Below are 17,728 nucleotides of genomic sequence, written 5' to 3'. Positions count from 1 at the left end.
TGACTGCTCATCTCAAATCAAAATTAAGGATTCACTGAACTCTCCATGGACTTTATAATCAAAAACACATTCAAAACCGTGATGATGTTTCTATAGCCCTGTCTATCCACCCACCTTACATCCTACAAACTTTTTTGTAACTCACACATACAAAAAGAGCCAATGCACTTGGCATTGGCTTCATAGATTGTTTTTATTCTTAGCAACTACTTTACAGGAGCTTGCCCATTTGGCACTCGTTCCATGGGCATTTCTACACCTGGTGCATGCTCTACAGGGGGTTGCATATTTGGCGATTGCCCTATGGGTATTTCTACACCTGGCGCCTGCTCTACAGGGGATTGCATATTTGGCGATTTCCCTAGAGGCATTTCTACACCCGGCGCCTGCTCTACAGGGGATTGCATATTTGGCGATTGCCCTACGGGCATTTCTACACCTGGCGCCTGCTCTACAGAGGGTTGCATATTCGGCGCTTGCCCTGAGGACACTTGGACACCTAATAAATGCCCCTCTGGCTTTTGTATGTCTGATAATTTCTCTGCCGATACAGAACTATCTCCTTCTAATATTCCCGACTCAATAATACGTCCTGAACCACCCATCATATTATAATTCAAATGGGAAATAGCCCACCACGTACCTCCAATAATAATAAAAACGCAAATGACTGCAAACCACAAAGCGCTTAAATTCCATTTAGCATCTGGACCGGAATTCAAGTGTAAAAAGAAAACAATCTGCACAATAATTTGAATAATCGCCATCCCAATAAGATATGCAACCTTCGTGCTAATTGCCCAGCTTTCCATCATTCCATACATCACAGGAATAAAAGAGCCTAAAGTGAAAAATACAGCTAAAATAAAACCAACTAAATAGGAACCAGTACTGGGACCATGTGCTTCGTTATGCATGCTCATTACAGTGCTCCTAACAAATAAACCATGGTGAAAACACCAACCCACACAATATCAAGTAAATGCCAGAAAATTGAAAGGCACGCTAAACGTGTTTTATTATCCTGATCCAAACCATGGCGACGAAGATGAAAAAACATTACCACCATCCAGAGAAGACCAGTACTTACGTGAAGACCATGGGTGCCAACCAAAGCAAAAAATGCTGACCAATAAGCAGATAATACTTCTCGTCCAAAAAGCTGTAAACCCGTTGTAGGATCAATACCAGCATAAGCATTAGGATCGTAATAGAACACCTCACTTAAAAGTTCATGAAATTCATAAATTTCCATTCCAATAAAGCAGCATCCAAGTACAAAGGTGACAGCCATCCATAAACGCACACCACTAAGGTTACCTTTATGCGCTTGTACCATTACAAAACCATAAGTAATTGATGATAGCAATAAAATGGCAGTTTCAACCAAAACAAATTTTAAATCAATAAACTCACTGCCAGCTTTGCCCCCTCCATAAGAAGCAGAAAAAACAGCAAAACTTGAAAAAAGCGTCGAGAACAGGATCAAATCCGAAAGAATATAGACCCAAAAACCAAATATCATCACCGAACTACTATCATGATGATGCTCATCAATGTGAGCATTATCCATTGTTATCGCACTCATACTGTTGCTCCTTGTTCTTTAAGAACAGCCGTAAAAGCATCTTCAGTTTTTTGTACTTCTTCAGCTGGAATATAATAACCATGATGATCACCTGTTAACGAATGACACACAATCGTTGCAATAAAGCCGATTATTCCAATCGCAACGAGCCACCAAATATGCCAAACAAGCGCAAAACCAACAACTAACGAAAAGAACCCTGCAATAATTCCAGCCGATGTATTTGACGGCATATGAATTTTTGAAAATCCACTTGTCGGACGCTGATAACCATTCTTCTTCATATTCCAATAAGCATCATCAGTTTCTACTCTCGGAATTATCGCAAAATTGTAAGAAGGAGGAGGTGAAGAGGTAGACCATTCAAGAGTCCGTGCATCACCCCAAGAATCATTTAACGTTATCGGTAAGCGTCCCTTATGTTTGATACCATACCAAATCGCCAAAACAACTTGCAGCACAAAACAAAGGATGCCCAGCAAGATAATAAAAGCCCCCAATGCAGCAATCATAAACATTGGCTGCCAACTAGGCTCCATATAATGTTGAAGACGGCGCGTTGCACCCATTAGCCCAAGCGCATAAACTGGGAAAAAAGCAAGATAGAAACCAATAAACCAACACCAGAAAGATGCAATGCCTAGCATCCGATTCGGTTTATAACCAAAAACTTTTGGAAACCAAAAAGCAAGCCCGGCTAAATAAGCAAAAACGACACCTCCAATAATTGTATGGTGGAAATGCGCTATCAAAAAGAGCGAGTTATGAAACTGCCAATCAGCAGGCACAATAGATAACAAAACGCCTGTTAATCCACCACCAACGAACGTAAAAATCATCCCCATGCACCAAAGCATTGGAGGCTCAAAGCGTATCCGACCTTTATACATAGTCAGCAACCAATTAAAAACTTTTACACCTGTTGGAACCGAGATAATCATCGTAGCAATACCAAAGAAGGTATTTACAGCTTCACCTCCACCCATTGTAAAGAAATGGTGTCCCCAAACAAGAAGAGAAAGAATTAAAATAACCAACATTGCCCATACCATTGAAGTATAACCAAAGAGGCGCTTTGAAGAAAAAGTTGAGACAACTTCAGAAACAATTCCAAAAGCAGGAACAACCAAAACATAAACTTCAGGATGACCAAAAATCCAAACATAGTTAACCCATACCATTGGATTTCCGCCACCAACATTGGTAAAAAAATTCATACCTAAATAACGATCACATGCCAAGAGTGCAAATGCTACAGCCAAAACAGGATAAATAACTAAAATAAGAACATTGCTAACAAAAGCGCTCCAACAAAAGACGGGCATTTTCATCATCGTCATCCCAGGAGCACGCATTTTAATCATGGTTGCGACAAAATTGATTGACCCCATTGTCGTCGCAATACCAGAAAGCTGAAGTGACCATAAATAATAGTCTACCCCTGTATCTGGACTATTTTGCAACTCTGTAAAAGGTGGATACATCAACCAACCACCACGACCAAAATTCCCAACACCTAGTGATATGTTAATCAATATCGCCCCTGCAGCTGTAATCCAAAACCCCAGATTATTCGCAAAGGGAAAAGCAACATCACGCGCACCAATCTGAAGTGGTATAAGATAGTTGAACAGACCAAATAAAATCGGCGTAGCCATGAAGAAAATCATAATAGTACCATGCGCTGAAAAAATCTGATCAAAATGCTCGGGGGGCAAATAACCTGCCGATTCACTCCCAAGTGCTAAAGCCTGGTGCGTTCGCATCATAATTGCATCGGCAAAACCGCGAACAAGCATGATAATGCCAAGCACGATATACATAATGCCAATGCGTTTATGGTCAACTGTTGTAATCCAATTTCGCCACAGAACGCCCCACCAGCCAAGTGCTGTCAAAGCAATAACAGCAATTAAACCACCCACAACAATCGCAATACATGTGTATAAAACAATCGGTTCATGTGCTAGTGCATGAAAAGCACCAGCAGTAGGATCTGTAAGTCTTCCAAACATTTCTTAACCCGTATCAAATAAATTTCACTCTAAAGAACCTTATTTTAAAAAGGCTCTTTCTTGATCGATACTCTAATAACACTAGCAACACTCTAAATAACATCAGGATCAAAAACAGAACAAAGCGCGCCCCACAGTGTCTGAGCCGCAGCACGCTTCATTAAGTCCTCATTACATACCGTATTTTCATCAACACACCGATTAACAATCCGGTAATAAAGCCGCTTCTCAACGGGTGCAAAATAACGCACTTCAGCATCCTTTTCTTTCGCAGAAATATCACCCATACGAGGTGCAATGGAAAGCTGACGATAAGATGCACGATCAAGGACCGTGCCATTAGCACGCGCTTTAGCAATCCAATCATCAAAATCCTGTAGAGAAACAGAATGCCACTTAAACCGCATCCCTGAAAAACCATCACCACTGTAATTTGCCGAAGTCCCTTTGAATACCCCCTGCTCATCAGCTATCAAATGCAACTTAGAATTCATCTGCGGCATAGCGTAAAGAACCGTGCCAAGTTTTGGTACCCAAAAGGCATTAATAGAACTATGCGATGTTAATTGTAACAAAACCTGACGGCCTGCAGGTGCGTAAATTTCATTGATAGATGCAACACCATATTCAGGATACATAAAGAGCCATTTCCAATCGAGAGCCACAACATCTACTTGCAATGGTTTTCCTTCACCAACTACTTCCACTGGAAGCGGATTCTCTGGCTCAAGCTTATAGGTGTAATAAGCTGTCAATGAACCTAACACCAACACAATAACAATTGGAACACCCCACATAAATGCTTCAATTTTATTTGAGTGTCCCCAATCAGGTAAATATTCTTCTGCCGTGTTCGATGCACGATATTTAATAGCCAAAAACACCACACTCACCATCACTGGAATCACAACGCAAAGCATAACAGCTACACAAATAACAATTAAAATGAGCTGTTGACGTGCCACATAACCCGACGGTTGAAGAACATCTATTTTACAACCAGATAAAAGCAACGCCACCCCTAAAATTACGAGCATCTTTATTTGTTTAACAAAGTTTCTCATTCTACCTGCCCCATCATATATATCGGAAGTTGTTATAAAAAAACAACAAAACCCTCATGACATGCTTACCTATTTAAAAAGAATTATCAAGTAAATTAAAATGCACTTACCATTATTCTACAAGCTTCATCCCTTCTGGAGTAAATTTAAGCCTCTTAGCAATATATTCAAGCGCAAACCGATATCCATCACTCCCACAGCCAGCAATAACCGCATCCACACCAGCAGATGTATAAGAATGATGGCGAAAAGCTTCACGCTGATAAATATGAGACAAATGGACCTCTACTTTTGGCCCTGAAAACATTTTTAAGGCGTCAAGAATTGCAACAGATGTGTGACTATAAGCAGCTGGATTTATGATCAATCCAGCACTCACCCCAATCGCTGCTTGGATCCATTCTATCAATTGACCCTCACAGTTACTTTGATGAAAGTGTACTATCACACCAGCTCTTGTTGCCCATTCCCTACAAAATTTTTCAATATCTTCTAGGGTTTCAGTTCCGTAAATTTCTGGCTCACGTTGACCTAGAAAATTTAAATTAGGACCATTTAAAACCGTTATAATTTTAGACACAGCAAGCCTCTCATCTCGACCATCACCTTATAAAAAAATTTTAGCATGTTTCTTACTGCAATAAAGCTCCATCCTTAATCTCAAAAAATTCTGCTCGTCCTTTTAAGGCATCAAATAAAATGCGATCTGTTCCTGTCATAAATGTTTGTCCACCTAGGTCATCAAGAATATCAAATAAAGCAGCACGCCTATAAGAATCAAGATGCGCAGCCATTTCATCAAGAAGAAGAATGGGAGCCTTATACGACATCATCCCTGTTAAACGCGCGTGACACAAAACCAAACCTGTTAGCAGAGCTTTTTGTTCACCTGTTGAACAAGATCCTGCAGGTATATTTTTATCAGCATAAAAAACCTGCAAATCCGTGCGATGCGGTCCCTCTAATGTCCGCCCAGCAGCACGATCTATTGCGCGGTTATGTTGCAACCGATCACAAAATTGTTCTTCAACCTCAACCGCCGATATCTTACTTAAAGCCGTTTCTAAAAAACCATCAATTTGCAAAAAAGCCCGTGGAAAAGGTATATGAGATGGCGTTTGTGAAAATATCTCATTTAAAAGCCGAATAACATCAATACGCGCCGCAGCAATAGCCGTCGCAAGTTCTGCCATTTGCTTTTCTAAAGCATCAAACCAAGCACAATCATCATTTCCATCCGAAAACAAACGATTACGTGCACGCATAGCCCTATCATAATCTGCTATGCGGCGACTATGCAAAGGATCAATAGCCAAAACCATACGATCCAAAAAACGACGACGTTCAAGCGCAGAACCTGTAAAAAGCCCGTCCATAGAAGGAGTCAGGATACTAATATGACAATAATCTGTTAAACAATCACCTGTCTCATTCACACCATTAATATGCACTTTTCGACTGTTATCATCAATTTCTAAAGCTGTACCGATATTCACTTCACCATAAAGAGCACATTCAAGACGCGCAAACACAACAAACCCTTCGCCTCTACTATCTGCAAAACTAACATCAGAATAGGACGCACGCCGCAAACCACGACCAGGAGAAAGAAAAGATAACGCCTCTAAAAGATTAGTCTTACCAGCACCGTTATGGCCAGTAAGAACCACATGCTGACCTGAAAAACGAATATTAAAAGAAGGATAATTGCGATAACGCCAAAGCTTTAGCTGTCTCACTGCCACTTTGTGCACATGACCAGCCATGCATTGCAAAACAATCTTCCCTAAACGCGAATGGGCATCAGCACGTAAAGTGCGTCCGCATCATCATTATCACGAATCAGAGCTGGAGCCACAGCATCAGACAACATAAAAACCATCTCATCACTCGAAAATTGCCCTGCAATATCCAAAAGATAACGTGAATTAAACCCTATCTCAAATGGATCCGATGTGTAATCTGCCGCTAATTGGTCTTCCGCGCTTCCCGAATCAGGATTATTAACGACAAGCTTCAATTGCCCATGCTCAATCGTTAACTTTACCGCACGTCCGCGATCACTCGAAATCGTTGAAACACGATCAACCGCAGAAGAAAAATCCTGTCTATTGACAATCAACTTTTTATCATTTCCAAGAGGGATAACACGTTGATAGTCTGGAAATGTTCCGTCAATTAATTTTGATGTAAAAACTACAGAACCTACAGAAAAACGAATCTTCGTCTCTGAGAGCTCTACACACATATCCCCATCAATTTCTTCTGAAAGAAGTTTTTGTAATTCCCCTACGGCTTTACGAGGAATAATGACACCTGGCATACCATCAACACCTGAAGGAGCTTCCATATCAACTTGTGCCAAACGGTGACCATCGGTCGCAACTAAACGCAGTTTCAAAATACCGTCATTAACAACATGAAAATAAATACCATTAAGATAATAACGTGTTTCTTCAGTAGAAATAGCAAATTGCGTACAATCAAGTAAATGTTTCAACCTCAATGCTGACAGAGAGAAACGATAACCGAACTGACCGGGAAGCGACTCTGGAAAATCTATTTTTGGAAGACACTGAAGCTGAAAATGTGCACGACCCGAAACAACGGACATGGTATTTGCTTGATTCTCATCAACCGATAATAGGATTTCACTGCCATCAGGAAGTTTTCGAACTATGTCATACAGCAAATGTGCTGGAACAGTTATTGCCCCAGCTTGTTCAATATTTGCTATAAAAGATTCTGTAATCTCTAAATCAAGATCTGTTGCCTTTAATTGCACACTCCCATTCTCTGCATCAATCAGCACATTTGACAAAATAGGAACAGTATTACGACGCTCAACCACACGGTGAACACGACCAAGAGACTTGAGAAATTGACTGCGATCAACTGTAATACGCATAAAATATCCGTTATAATTTACCGAAAACTATAGAAACTCTCTAGAAAAATAACCTATCCCCTTAAGAATCATCCACCAAACTCTATTCAACCTCTCTTAAAATGGCAAGTGACTCTTTTATAAGAAAAAAAAGCTCTCTTCATGAAACCCTCTGTAAGATTTCTCCAAAAAGAGGAAAGACTACAAACACTATGCAGCCTGCTCTCCAATCAACCGCTTAAGCAATTCAAGCTCTTTGGCCAAAGTTTGATCACCACAAACCAAATCTTCAATTTTACGAACAGCATGCAAAACTGTTGTATGATCACGCCCACCAAAACGACGCCCAATTTCTGGCAACGAGCGAGGTGTCAACATTTTTGCCAAATACATCGCAACTTGTCGCGGTTTAACAACTGTACGGGTTCGACGATTAGATAACAAATCCTGTTTAGAAACATTATAATGACGCGCAACTGTGCGCTGAATTTCTTCGATCCGGATGCGCCTAGGCTCACCAGAACGTGTCAAGTGACCTAATAACTCATCAATCCGTTCTAACGATAAATCAGACTCAAAAGACTGACGAAACAATAACTGATTAAATGCTCCTTCAATATCACGTCCCGACCCTAAAACTATTCTCGCAATATACTCCAGAATATCATCAGAAATCGAGAGCATATTATCATCTTGTTGTGCTACCTTCAACCGCTGATGTAGCATTTTTAAACGCATTTCATAATCTGGTGCTTCAATTTCAAGGGCTACTCCTCCCTGAAGACGAGACCGAACACGAAGATCAAGCGATTCTAATTCTGCTGGTGGACGATCCGCAGCCACAACAACTTGTTTTGCACTATCAAGCAACATATTAAGCAAATGACAAAATTCATGCTGTATCGACTTTCCCTGCAAAAATTGCATATCATCAATAATGAGAAGATCAATATCACGAAGCTGCTCTTTAAAAGAAAGGGCATCATTATCACGAATAGCCGTCGCAAAACGCCACATAAAATATTCAGCGGTCAAGTAAATAACCCGCGCAGGTGTCAAACGCTTCAGTGCTGCAGCTGCAATAGCTTGAAGCAAATGCGTTTTCCCTAAACCAACAGATGCGTGAATAAAAAGAGGATTAAATCTTAAAGCACTTTTATGTCCTTCTGCAATCGAACGTGCTGCAGCTAAAGCAACACGGTTAGAAGAACCTTCCACAAAACTTTCAAAAGTATAGCGAGAATCAAGTGGTGAACCAAAAACACCCGCTTGAACATTCTTTACAGAATGTTCTGTGTAATTCTCAACAAAAGATGGAGGTGTCCGCTCTTCCAGAACAACAGGAGCTGTACTCGTTTTACAGATCACACCTCCTGAAACACGCTTCATACCGCGAACAATGACTTCAACACGAAGAATCGCTGAATTCTCTTGTTTCCATAAATTTGTCAAAAGAGAACCATAGTGATTACTAATCCATGAACGCAAAAATGCTGTAGGGACAGAAAGCTTTACAAGACTACGGCTATATTCAGCAAGCTTCACACGACCAAACCAACTCGTATAAGCCTCAATACCAACCTGCGCTTTTAATTGCGCCATCACACGCGCGAAAGCCGCCGTGCCTTCTTCCTCTGAAATAACAGGATGCTCTATAGAAGCATTTCCACCAACTGCCCCTCCACTATCCGTCATTTTACTCTTTATTATTTTCTCTGTCGACAGGACATTCACCAAAACTCCTTTATAGGAACTAGCTTTAGAGTTCAATTTATCCACCATCTTTCATCCTGATAAAAATAAAAATTTTGTCCTGCCAAACAGCTAAAAACAGATTTAGCAAAGGCAAAACGCCCTACCCCAAATAAGATCACTCATCCCCCCCTTGGGATAGTTTCATTACAACTCCATAACAAAGATGACCAATAAGATTTACTCGCCCTCATGATACGACCCATTCTTCTAAAATGGCAAACATACCGATCAAGAAAATTAAAAAATACGTCAGAAAACCCATCCAAAATAAGAGCTCATAACAACCTAAACAAAAGAATCTAAACTCAACGTAACATAAGATAATGCGCTGATGTGACCCCTATACATTTTTAATTTTCATAAGAACCATACAAAACAGCAGAGGTAAAATGCAAGGGGTCAAAATAAAATCAAAAGCCTTTAAAAGGCCGCTATAAATCTGCTCACATAAATAAGGAATGAGAAAAATAATTGATTCAATTCATTTTTTTTCTATAAATTTACCAATAATTAAAGAATCTTTTCAGATTAAAAAAAAAAAATAAAAATGCTTGACAAAAAAGACTCTGTAAAAATCCACAAAGCTTGTGGATAACCATACAAATTCTACAAATCTTCTCTCCCTTTTCATGGAAAGAATCGCTGCAAGTTCCCCTCCTAAAAAGTGTAAAATTCTCTAAAAATAAAAAAAACCAGCATCTTTCATAGATGCTGGCCCGATTCTAATAAAATGGAAGAAGCTTAAACGCTAAGAGCTTTCAAACGTTTCGCTAAACGCGATACTTTTCGCGCAGCAGTATTCTTATGAAAAACCCCTTTGGAAACCGCACGCATAATCTCAGGTTCTAAATTCTTAAATGCTATTTCCGCAGATGTCTTATCACCACCAGCCAAAGCATCATCAAATTTACGTGCGAAAGTACGAACACGTGAACGGCGGGCCTTATTAACCTGCGTACGTGCCACAACTTTGCGCACCGCTTTTCGAGCGGAAGGTGTATTCGCCATAAATATCTCTCTCTTTCAACGCACAGGATAGGAAGAGTCTAAATAATATCCCTTCTAATCCAAATAAACTCAAGCCAAGCAAAACTATAAAGCTGCTGATAACTGTACGGCTTATAACGCAATCCTCAAGCCAACGTCAATCGAATTTTCGAAGAGAGGTATAAAAAACAAAGCCAAACTCCTTGAAACCTACATTCATAATTTAAAATCATTCCTCAATGAACAATGCATTTAAACTGCAAGATTACGCAAAACATATTGTAAAATTCCACCATGATGCAAATAATCTAACTCGTCTTCAGTATCAACACGGCATAATAATGAAACAGTTTTTATCATTCCATCAGAAAAAGTGATTGTGGCTATAGTCTTTTGTCGAGGTTTCAAGCTATGAATTCCTTCAATCGTTACCTTTTCATCCCCCCTTAAACCCAAAGATCTCCAGCTCTCGCCTTCTTCAAATACAAAAGGAACAATTCCCATACCAACAAGATTAGAGCGATGAATCCTTTCAAAAGACTGAGCAATCACTGCCTTTACACCAAGAAGATTGGTACCCTTAGCTGCCCAATCACGCGATGACCCATTACCATATTCAATACCAGCAAACACAACGAGCGGAACACCTTCCCGTTTATATGCCATTGCTGCATCATAAATTGCCTGCTCTGCTCCTGACGGATAATGAATCGTATAGCCTCCTTCACGACCATTTTCTCCTAGCATGAAATTACGAATGCGAATATTGGCAAAGGTTCCGCGCATCATCACTTCATGATTTCCACGACGCGTTCCATATTGGTTAAAATCAGCTACTTTAACCCCATGATCCGTCAAATATTTCCCTGCAGGAGAATCAATCTTAATAGAACCAGCAGGAGAAATATGATCCGTTGTGATTTTATCACCAAACAAACCTAAAATCCGTGCATCTTTAATGTCTTGTAAGACATCAGGGATCTTCCGCATATTATTAAAATATGGCGGATTACGCACATATGTCGACTGTTCATCCCAAGAATAAGTAGCTCCTGTCGGGACTTGGACTTCTTGCCAATTTTCATCTCCTTTAAACACATCTGCATATTTTTCAGCAAAAATCTTACGTGTGACATTCTTTTCGATAAATTCCTGTATTTCTTTAGAAGTTGGCCAAATGTCTCTCAAATAAACCGGTTGTCCGTCTGAACCTTCTCCAAGAGGCTCCTTGGTTAAATCTTTACGCACCGTTCCTGCCAAAGCGTGTGCAACAACGAGCGGTGGGGAAGCTAAATAATTCGCTTGCACATCAGGTGATACACGCCCTTCAAAATTACGATTTCCTGAAAGAACCGCAGCAGCGATTAAACCATTATCGTTAATCGTTTTGGAAATAGCAGGCAATAAAGGGCCAGAATTTCCAATACATGTCGTGCACCCAAACCCGACTAAGTTAAACCCTAATGTATTTAAATCTTTTTGAAGACCGGAATTGATAAGGTAAGCTTCAACAACTTGCGAGCCAGGGGCAAGAGAAGTCTTAACCCACGGTTTGCTTTTAAGACCTTTCGCTACAGCATTACGTGCCAAAAGACCTGCAGCAATAAGAACACTTGGATTGGATGTATTCGTACAAGAAGTAATCGCAGCAATCACCACATCGCCATGGCCAAGATCATATCCCTCACCCTCAACTCTATAACGATCATCTTGACTACCAGTCTTCTTATAGTCCCCAGACAATGCCACTTCAAAACCCTGTCCAACACTTTCCAATGCAATACGCCCCTCAGGACGTTTAGGACCGGCCATAGAAGGCACAACACTTTCCATATCTAATTCAATTGTATCAGTAAAAATAGGATCGACGATTATTTCGTCATGCCACATCCCTTGTGCCTTGGAATAAGCTTCTACTAGAGCAATTCGACTTTCATCACGCCCTGTCATGTTGAGATAACGCACTGTTTCTTTGTCAATTGGGAAAAAACCACATGTTGCACCATATTCGGGTGCCATATTCGCAATCGTCGCCCGATCAGCAAGCGTCATGTGCTCCAGACCTGGACCAAAAAACTCAACAAACTTACCAACAACACCCTTCTTGCGTAGAATTTGCGTCACTGTCAACACTAAATCAGTAGCCGTCACACCTTCTTTAAGTTTACCTGTTAAACGGAAACCAATCACTTCAGGCAATAACATAGAAACAGGCTGTCCTAACATTGCCGCTTCTGCTTCAATACCGCCAACACCCCAGCCTAAAACGCCTAAACCATTCACCATAGTTGTATGCGAATCAGTTCCCACACAGGTATCAGGATAGACCGTCTGATACCCTCCTTCATTCTTTAACCACACACATTGTGCTAAATATTCCAGATTAACCTGATGGCAAATTCCCGTTCCTGGAGGCACAACGCGAAAATTCTGAAAAGCTTGCTGTCCCCACTTAAGGAAACGATAACGTTCGCTATTGCGTTCATATTCATACTCAACGTTGTCTTTAAAAGCCATAGGATTACCAAAATGATCAACGATAATCGAGTGATCAATGATAAGATCAACGGGAATAAGAGGGTTGATTTTTTCAGCATTTCCTCCAAGTTTTACCATGGCATCGCGCATCGCAGAGAGATCAACAACGGCAGGGACACCCGTGAAGTCTTGCATGAGAACACGCGCGGGGCGGTAGGCGATTTCTGCGCCAGCGCTGCCTTTATCATTTAACCACTTAGCAACATTTAGAATATCTCCTTTTTTGACCGAACGTCCGTCTTCAAATCGTAGCAAATTTTCAAGAATCACTTTCATTGAAAACGGCAAACGAGAAACACCTTGAAGACCGTTCTTCTCCGCTTCAATCAAACTATAATAAGTATATTCTTTGCCACCAACATTTAAAGTTTTGCGACAATTAAAGCTATCAATTTGAGTCATGACTGTCTACCCTCATACTACAAACCATACAATTTCCCGGAACAAACAACACAAACTACGAGTCAAGGTCGCAGCTTGAGTGCAGACGCAATCACCTCTGCCTTCCATTTCCTCCTCTACCTTTTCATCAGCAAATTCAGAAATCGGCACTAAAAACCATTCTACACCAGATCTTGATGTAACACATGCCTTATAGAACTATTTCTAGAACTATTCTAGGTACAATTGTATAAAAAACGTGTTTTTTATCCTATAATGCAATAAAGTTTATAGCAACAAAAGCAAAACAGGTAAGCATATGGTGTTATCGGGCAAAGATTTAGCGGCTTATAGAAACGCAGAAGTTTTATTCCAAGGTCTTTCTTTTTGTTTATTTCCACAACAACTTATGACAATCACAGGCCCAAATGGAATCGGAAAATCTACATTACTGCGAATCATTGTCGGTCTTCTTGAAGCTGCCGAAGGTGTTGTAAGCCTTAAAGACAAAGAACAAACATATCCTGTAGCAACTGCATGTCATTATCTTGGTCCCCAAAATGCTATGAAACCTCTCTTATCTGTCATCGATAATCTGCAATTTTGGTCAGCATTTTATGGACAACATCTACGCTATCCCCATGAAGCTCTTGCCGACGTAGGTCTTTCTAATCTTGAGCACTTACCCTTCAATATTCTGTCAACAGGTCAAAAAAGATGTGTAGCCATTTCCCGCCTTTTGCTCTCCTATCGTCCTATTTGGATTTTAGATGAACCAATATCAGGAATTGATATCCATGCTCAAACTCTCCTTACCAATATTTTTCAGTATCATCTAAACCAAGGCGGTATGATTATCGCTGCAACCCATAATCCCCTTGGTATTCCAGAAAACCATAAAGTCGCTCTGGAAAAATTCTTACCTCCCTTGGAGATCAACAAATGAAAGCACTATTCTGGCGTGATCTTAAATTAATCTTAGCACCACAAGCTTCTTCCTTAACAGGACTTTTGTTTTTCATTGCTTTTATTATGATAACTCCCTTCGCCATTGGGCCAAATCCTAAAATTCTTGTACAAATAGGCCCAGGCATATTATGGTTTGGAGCCCTTTTCGCAGGACTCCTTAATCTCAATAAACTTTTTCAAACCGATAGTGATGATGGAAATCTTGATCAATTCATCCTTTCTGGACAAAGACAAAGTTTCACACTGATTGTATTTACCAAATGCCTTGCCCATTGGGTAGGAACAATGCTGCCTCTTATTTTTGCTACTCCTATTTTAGCGTTCATGCTCCATTTAAATGCAACGATAACTTTTACAACAACACTCACCCTCTTATGCGGAACACCTGCTATTATTTTTATTGGCGCTATAGGAGCAGCTCTCGCAACGTCATTGTTACACAGCACTCTTCTCGTTTTTATCATCATCTTGCCGTGGATCATTCCAATCATGATTTTTGGTGTTTCAGCTGCTACAGCCCCGACAAACCCAAACATTTCTTTTTTCACCTCCTTGACTTTTCTTATTGCCTTTTCACTTCTTTTAAGTCTTTTTAGCTCTTTTGTTGCTGCTATAACGCTCAAGCTTTTATCAGAATAATAAAAGGTAATTGCCGCACAGCAAAACTCTGCCTATTATAAATCTCATGAATAAAACATCTCACATACATAAAATGAGTTCACTCTCAACAGGTTTAACCCGTTTCATGAAAATAAGCGGCACCGTTTTGCCTTGGTTAACTGGTATAACATTGTGTCTTCTTATCTTAGGGCTTATTCTGATTATGCATTCTCCCGATGACTATCAGCAGGGTAGCACCGTCAAGATTATGTATATTCATGTACCATTCGCGTGGCTCTCTACATTTTGTTATATCATAATAAGTGCTGCTGCTTTAGGAAGTCTTATTTGGAGATATCATCTTGCTCATGTAGCACTCAAATGTGGAGCGCCTATCGGAGCAATTTTTACAGCCTTATCTCTAGTGACAGGCGCACTTTGGGGGCGCCCTACATGGGGAACATGGTGGGTATGGGATGCGCGGCTAACGTCAGTTCTGATTTTGTTTTTTATTTACCTTGCCATTGTCATGCTTGCTCGCGCTTTTGATAACCAAGAAAAAGCTGCACGCGCTACAGCAATTCTCACACTCGTTGGACTTGTGAATATCCCCATTATCAAATTTTCCGTTAATTGGTGGAATACACTGCACCAACAAGCATCACTTTTACGTTTAGGCGGCCCAACAATCGACCGTGCTATGTTATGGCCCCTCATAACAATGATATTTTGTTTTAGCTTTATGTTTATTTTGCTTTATTTGATGGCTATGCGCAACGAAATCAATAATCGTCATATCCAAATACTTCAGATAAAAAAGGCCCGTCGCGCACAACATAAGGACTCTTCATCATGCTCGACTTAAATAGCACTCACAGTGGACTTTTAGGAAATCTTTCTCAGCAAATTGATTTTTTCCTTGGTACTCTTCACAACGAGCAAATTGTTATTTTAAGCTACATGCTTTCCGCAATCTCCCTCCTATGTTTTATTGGATACACACTTTGCAAAGGTGTATACCAAAAAAAAATCCTACAACAGCTAAACAAAAAAGAGCTGTTTAGAAAAGAAAAATAGAATGAAAATCGCCCCTCAAAAATCTAAAAAAAACATATCTTTGTCCGTCGTGTTTAGTCTTTTTGGACCATTTGTTTTTTTTCTTCTTCTCATTATACTCTTCTTCTACTTTATGGACAGTAAACACCCCAATGATACTTTTCTGCTCCCAAACACATTCGCTGAAAAACCCGCCCCCAAAATCAGTCTTCCCCTCCTTGGTAATGAAAATTATCTTCTCAACTCAGAACACTTTAAAGGGCGTGTAACATTGGTTAATTTTTGGGGATCCTGGTGCCACTCCTGTCGTGAAGAGCATCCGCTTCTTATGAAGATTATACAAGATCAACGTTTTGATCTTATTGGCATTAATTATAAGGATAGCAAAGAGAATGCCCAACGTTTTCTGAACAGTTTTGGTAATCCTTTTAAATTTATTGGCTTTGATGTTTCAGGACATACAGCTATTAACTGGGGAGTGTATGGGCCACCAGAAACCTTTCTTTTGAATAAAGAGAGCATTATTATTGCCAAACATGTTGGCCCTTTAACATGGCAAATTTATCAGAAAAAAATCCTGCCAAAAATCGAACAAGCTATCACGACAGAAGAAACATCAAACGGCAATGCATTAATTCATAAAGACAATTCACCATTTTCCCATATTGAATGAAAACACAGTGAAATTTTCTCACTTCAACGCGTCTTATGATGAAACCCCAAAAATGACTACTTGCGTGTCACAGCAAGAAGCGATGTATAGATAAAAACTGTTTGAGAAAAGGCAGAATATATCTCTTATGAAATCTTTCAATGTAAGAGAAGATACAACATTGAAAACTGATAAATATAATGGATAGTATTGATTTGTACTTTCATAAGCATAATAATATTTCTACCCTATCAATCTTAAATTGTGCTATTCTCACGCGTGATAAGATTTGGAGCAAGGAAAGAGATCTCTTTCAAATAAGTATATCAATGAACAATTTGAATACAGAACACAAAAGACAAAAAGACGAGGCATCTATCCAATCTCCACTGTTTTTAAAATATCGCTGTAGAGACTTTAGAGAACTGTAAAGTTGAATTAAAAGAGATGAGGAAAATGGATACCTATTTGCATCTCTACAGCACATAACTATACATAGTACGAAAAAATAACACGTGAATAAACTTTTTTACGGAAAGATTCTCTCTATTCCACGACAACCCTCACCTTCACAAATTTCTCTCTTATAAAAGAATTATATGTTAATGACTAAGATAGAGAAGACAATAGAAATTACATTGCAAATTTTATATTCTTATTCGCCGTCTTTCAGATATTGGCTGAAATGCTATTTTAGCATGAAAAGCACAATAAGGACTATTTTCACCGGAATCAGCACCACAAAAATGAAAATCCGCTGCCAAAGGGTCACCAACTGGCCATCTACATGTATTTTCACTCAATTGCAAAAGATTAAGCTGACGTGATATAGGCACAACTACACTTGACTTCGCCGGCACATCAACTTCTGTCACGTTCTCCGCTATAAACTCCATCTTTAAAGCTGTTGTTCCAACACTGCAAGACGTAGCATCCGTTGGCAATACCGTCGATGGTGTACGACGCACACGCGGAGATGATTGGTTCACAGGTGTCTTTTGCGCACGTGCTCCCCCTTGTGCTGTCTTGCCACGTCCCGGTAACTTTAACCGATGCACTTTACCGATTACCGCATTTCTACTGACCCCACCTAACTGAGTTGCAATCTGACTTGCACTTAAACCCTCACTCCAAAACTTCTTAAGAAGTTCAACGCGTTCATATGTCCAACCCATATCAGCACTCCATTCTGATTACCTTACCAAGACGCACCCTTTAACATCTTCAAATGTTTGA

Annotated in this window: 16 protein-coding genes; 5 read left to right on the top strand and 11 right to left on the bottom strand. The window is 39.9% G+C overall.

The features are described 5' to 3' along the window. Positions 1-206 precede the first annotated feature (206 nt). The 10 genes from cyoD to acnA form a co-directional block, all read right to left on the bottom strand. Positions 207-923 (bottom strand): cytochrome o ubiquinol oxidase subunit IV, encoded by a 717-nt coding sequence (gene cyoD / locus J7R13_RS02075; protein ID WP_208437241.1) that lies wholly within the window; start codon positions 921-923, stop codon positions 207-209. Then, positions 923-1,588, bottom strand: coding sequence for a cytochrome (ubi)quinol oxidase subunit III (locus J7R13_RS02070; protein WP_208437240.1), 666 nt, complete (start codon positions 1,586-1,588; stop codon positions 923-925). The genes cyoD and J7R13_RS02070 overlap by 1 nt, the downstream gene beginning before the upstream one ends. Continuing rightward, complete coding sequence (cyoB, locus tag J7R13_RS02065) at positions 1,585-3,603, bottom strand: cytochrome o ubiquinol oxidase subunit I (protein ID WP_208437239.1); 2,019 nt, start codon at positions 3,601-3,603, stop codon at positions 1,585-1,587. The genes J7R13_RS02070 and cyoB overlap by 4 nt, the downstream gene beginning before the upstream one ends. A 92-nt stretch (positions 3,604-3,695) precedes the next feature. Then, the gene (cyoA, locus tag J7R13_RS02060) at positions 3,696-4,667 is read right to left on the bottom strand and encodes a ubiquinol oxidase subunit II (protein WP_208437238.1); all 972 of its coding nucleotides are present in this window, start codon (positions 4,665-4,667) and stop codon (positions 3,696-3,698) included. A gap of 112 nt (positions 4,668-4,779) precedes the next feature. Then, the gene (gene aroQ / locus J7R13_RS02055) at positions 4,780-5,247 is read right to left on the bottom strand and encodes a type II 3-dehydroquinate dehydratase (RefSeq protein WP_208437237.1); all 468 of its coding nucleotides are present in this window, start codon (positions 5,245-5,247) and stop codon (positions 4,780-4,782) included. A gap of 52 nt (positions 5,248-5,299) precedes the next feature. Next, positions 5,300-6,433, bottom strand: coding sequence for a DNA replication/repair protein RecF (gene recF, locus J7R13_RS02050; protein ID WP_208437236.1), 1,134 nt, complete (start codon positions 6,431-6,433; stop codon positions 5,300-5,302). Positions 6,434-6,453: 20 nt separating this feature from the next. Continuing rightward, entirely contained in the window at positions 6,454-7,575 is a 1,122-nt protein-coding gene (dnaN, locus tag J7R13_RS02045; protein ID WP_208437235.1) for a DNA polymerase III subunit beta, read from the bottom strand. A gap of 189 nt (positions 7,576-7,764) precedes the next feature. Continuing rightward, a complete protein-coding gene (dnaA, locus tag J7R13_RS02040; protein ID WP_208437234.1) occupies positions 7,765-9,336 on the bottom strand; it encodes a chromosomal replication initiator protein DnaA in 1,572 nt (523 codons plus the stop codon). A gap of 714 nt (positions 9,337-10,050) precedes the next feature. After that, positions 10,051-10,317: a 30S ribosomal protein S20 gene (gene rpsT, locus J7R13_RS02035; protein ID WP_208432136.1), complete on the bottom strand. Its 267-nt coding sequence runs from the start codon at positions 10,315-10,317 to the stop codon at positions 10,051-10,053. Positions 10,318-10,548: 231 nt separating this feature from the next. Beyond that, positions 10,549-13,236: an aconitate hydratase AcnA gene (gene acnA, locus J7R13_RS02030; protein WP_208437233.1), complete on the bottom strand. Its 2,688-nt coding sequence runs from the start codon at positions 13,234-13,236 to the stop codon at positions 10,549-10,551. 298 nt (positions 13,237-13,534) lie between these two features. Here acnA and ccmA point away from each other — a divergent pair, with 298 nt between their 5' ends. Genes ccmA through J7R13_RS02010 form a run of 5 tightly spaced genes read left to right on the top strand, consistent with a single transcriptional unit; the run spans position 13,535 to position 16,513 of the window. After that, positions 13,535-14,161 (top strand): heme ABC exporter ATP-binding protein CcmA, encoded by a 627-nt coding sequence (gene ccmA, locus J7R13_RS02025; protein ID WP_208437232.1) that lies wholly within the window; start codon positions 13,535-13,537, stop codon positions 14,159-14,161. Further along, positions 14,158-14,823 carry a heme exporter protein CcmB gene (ccmB, locus tag J7R13_RS02020; RefSeq protein ID WP_208437231.1) on the top strand — a complete coding sequence of 222 codons (666 nt, stop codon included), beginning with the start codon at positions 14,158-14,160 and terminating at the stop codon, positions 14,821-14,823. Before ccmA ends, ccmB begins: the two co-directional genes overlap by 4 nt. 46 nt (positions 14,824-14,869) lie before the next feature. Beyond that, positions 14,870-15,649 carry a heme ABC transporter permease gene (locus J7R13_RS02015; protein WP_208437230.1) on the top strand — a complete coding sequence of 260 codons (780 nt, stop codon included), beginning with the start codon at positions 14,870-14,872 and terminating at the stop codon, positions 15,647-15,649. Then, positions 15,637-15,861 carry a hypothetical protein gene (locus tag J7R13_RS09495; protein ID WP_246786252.1) on the top strand — a complete coding sequence of 75 codons (225 nt, stop codon included), beginning with the start codon at positions 15,637-15,639 and terminating at the stop codon, positions 15,859-15,861. The genes J7R13_RS02015 and J7R13_RS09495 overlap by 13 nt, the downstream gene beginning before the upstream one ends. A 1-nt stretch (position 15,862) precedes the next feature. Continuing rightward, the gene (locus tag J7R13_RS02010) at positions 15,863-16,513 is read left to right on the top strand and encodes a DsbE family thiol:disulfide interchange protein (protein WP_208437229.1); all 651 of its coding nucleotides are present in this window, start codon (positions 15,863-15,865) and stop codon (positions 16,511-16,513) included. A 626-nt stretch (positions 16,514-17,139) separates the two neighbouring features. Here the strand turns inward: J7R13_RS02010 and J7R13_RS02005 are convergent. After that, the gene (locus J7R13_RS02005; RefSeq protein WP_208437228.1) at positions 17,140-17,667 is read right to left on the bottom strand and encodes a GcrA family cell cycle regulator; all 528 of its coding nucleotides are present in this window, start codon (positions 17,665-17,667) and stop codon (positions 17,140-17,142) included. Between the last annotated feature and the right edge of the window lie 61 nt (positions 17,668-17,728).

The organism is Bartonella taylorii 8TBB, from assembly GCF_902825155.1.
In the GTDB taxonomy this organism is placed as follows: Bacteria; Pseudomonadota; Alphaproteobacteria; order Rhizobiales; family Rhizobiaceae; genus Bartonella; species Bartonella taylorii_A.
This window is presented reverse-complemented; position numbering and strand designations above follow the sequence as displayed.

Excerpts from the sequence above, each read along its gene's own strand:
- acnA (WP_208437233.1), bottom strand. The coding sequence starts at position 13,236 with ATGACTCAAATTGATAGCTTTAATTGTCGCAAAACTTTAAATGTTGGT.
- ccmB (WP_208437231.1), top strand. The coding sequence starts at position 14,158 with ATGAAAGCACTATTCTGGCGTGATCTTAAATTAATCTTAGCACCACAA.
- J7R13_RS02010 (WP_208437229.1), top strand. The coding sequence starts at position 15,863 with ATGAAAATCGCCCCTCAAAAATCTAAAAAAAACATATCTTTGTCCGTC.
- J7R13_RS02070 (WP_208437240.1), bottom strand. The coding sequence starts at position 1,588 with ATGAGTGCGATAACAATGGATAATGCTCACATTGATGAGCATCATCAT.
- rpsT (WP_208432136.1), bottom strand. The coding sequence starts at position 10,317 with ATGGCGAATACACCTTCCGCTCGAAAAGCGGTGCGCAAAGTTGTGGCA.
- dnaN (WP_208437235.1), bottom strand. The coding sequence starts at position 7,575 with ATGCGTATTACAGTTGATCGCAGTCAATTTCTCAAGTCTCTTGGTCGT.
- recF (WP_208437236.1), bottom strand. The coding sequence starts at position 6,433 with ATGGCTGGTCATGTGCACAAAGTGGCAGTGAGACAGCTAAAGCTTTGG.
- J7R13_RS02005 (WP_208437228.1), bottom strand. The coding sequence starts at position 17,667 with ATGGGTTGGACATATGAACGCGTTGAACTTCTTAAGAAGTTTTGGAGT.
- J7R13_RS02015 (WP_208437230.1), top strand. The coding sequence starts at position 14,870 with ATGAATAAAACATCTCACATACATAAAATGAGTTCACTCTCAACAGGT.
- cyoD (WP_208437241.1), bottom strand. The coding sequence starts at position 923 with ATGAGCATGCATAACGAAGCACATGGTCCCAGTACTGGTTCCTATTTA.
- J7R13_RS09495 (WP_246786252.1), top strand. The coding sequence starts at position 15,637 with ATGCTCGACTTAAATAGCACTCACAGTGGACTTTTAGGAAATCTTTCT.
- ccmA (WP_208437232.1), top strand. The coding sequence starts at position 13,535 with ATGGTGTTATCGGGCAAAGATTTAGCGGCTTATAGAAACGCAGAAGTT.
- dnaA (WP_208437234.1), bottom strand. The coding sequence starts at position 9,336 with ATGGTGGATAAATTGAACTCTAAAGCTAGTTCCTATAAAGGAGTTTTG.
- cyoB (WP_208437239.1), bottom strand. The coding sequence starts at position 3,603 with ATGTTTGGAAGACTTACAGATCCTACTGCTGGTGCTTTTCATGCACTA.
- cyoA (WP_208437238.1), bottom strand. The coding sequence starts at position 4,667 with ATGAGAAACTTTGTTAAACAAATAAAGATGCTCGTAATTTTAGGGGTG.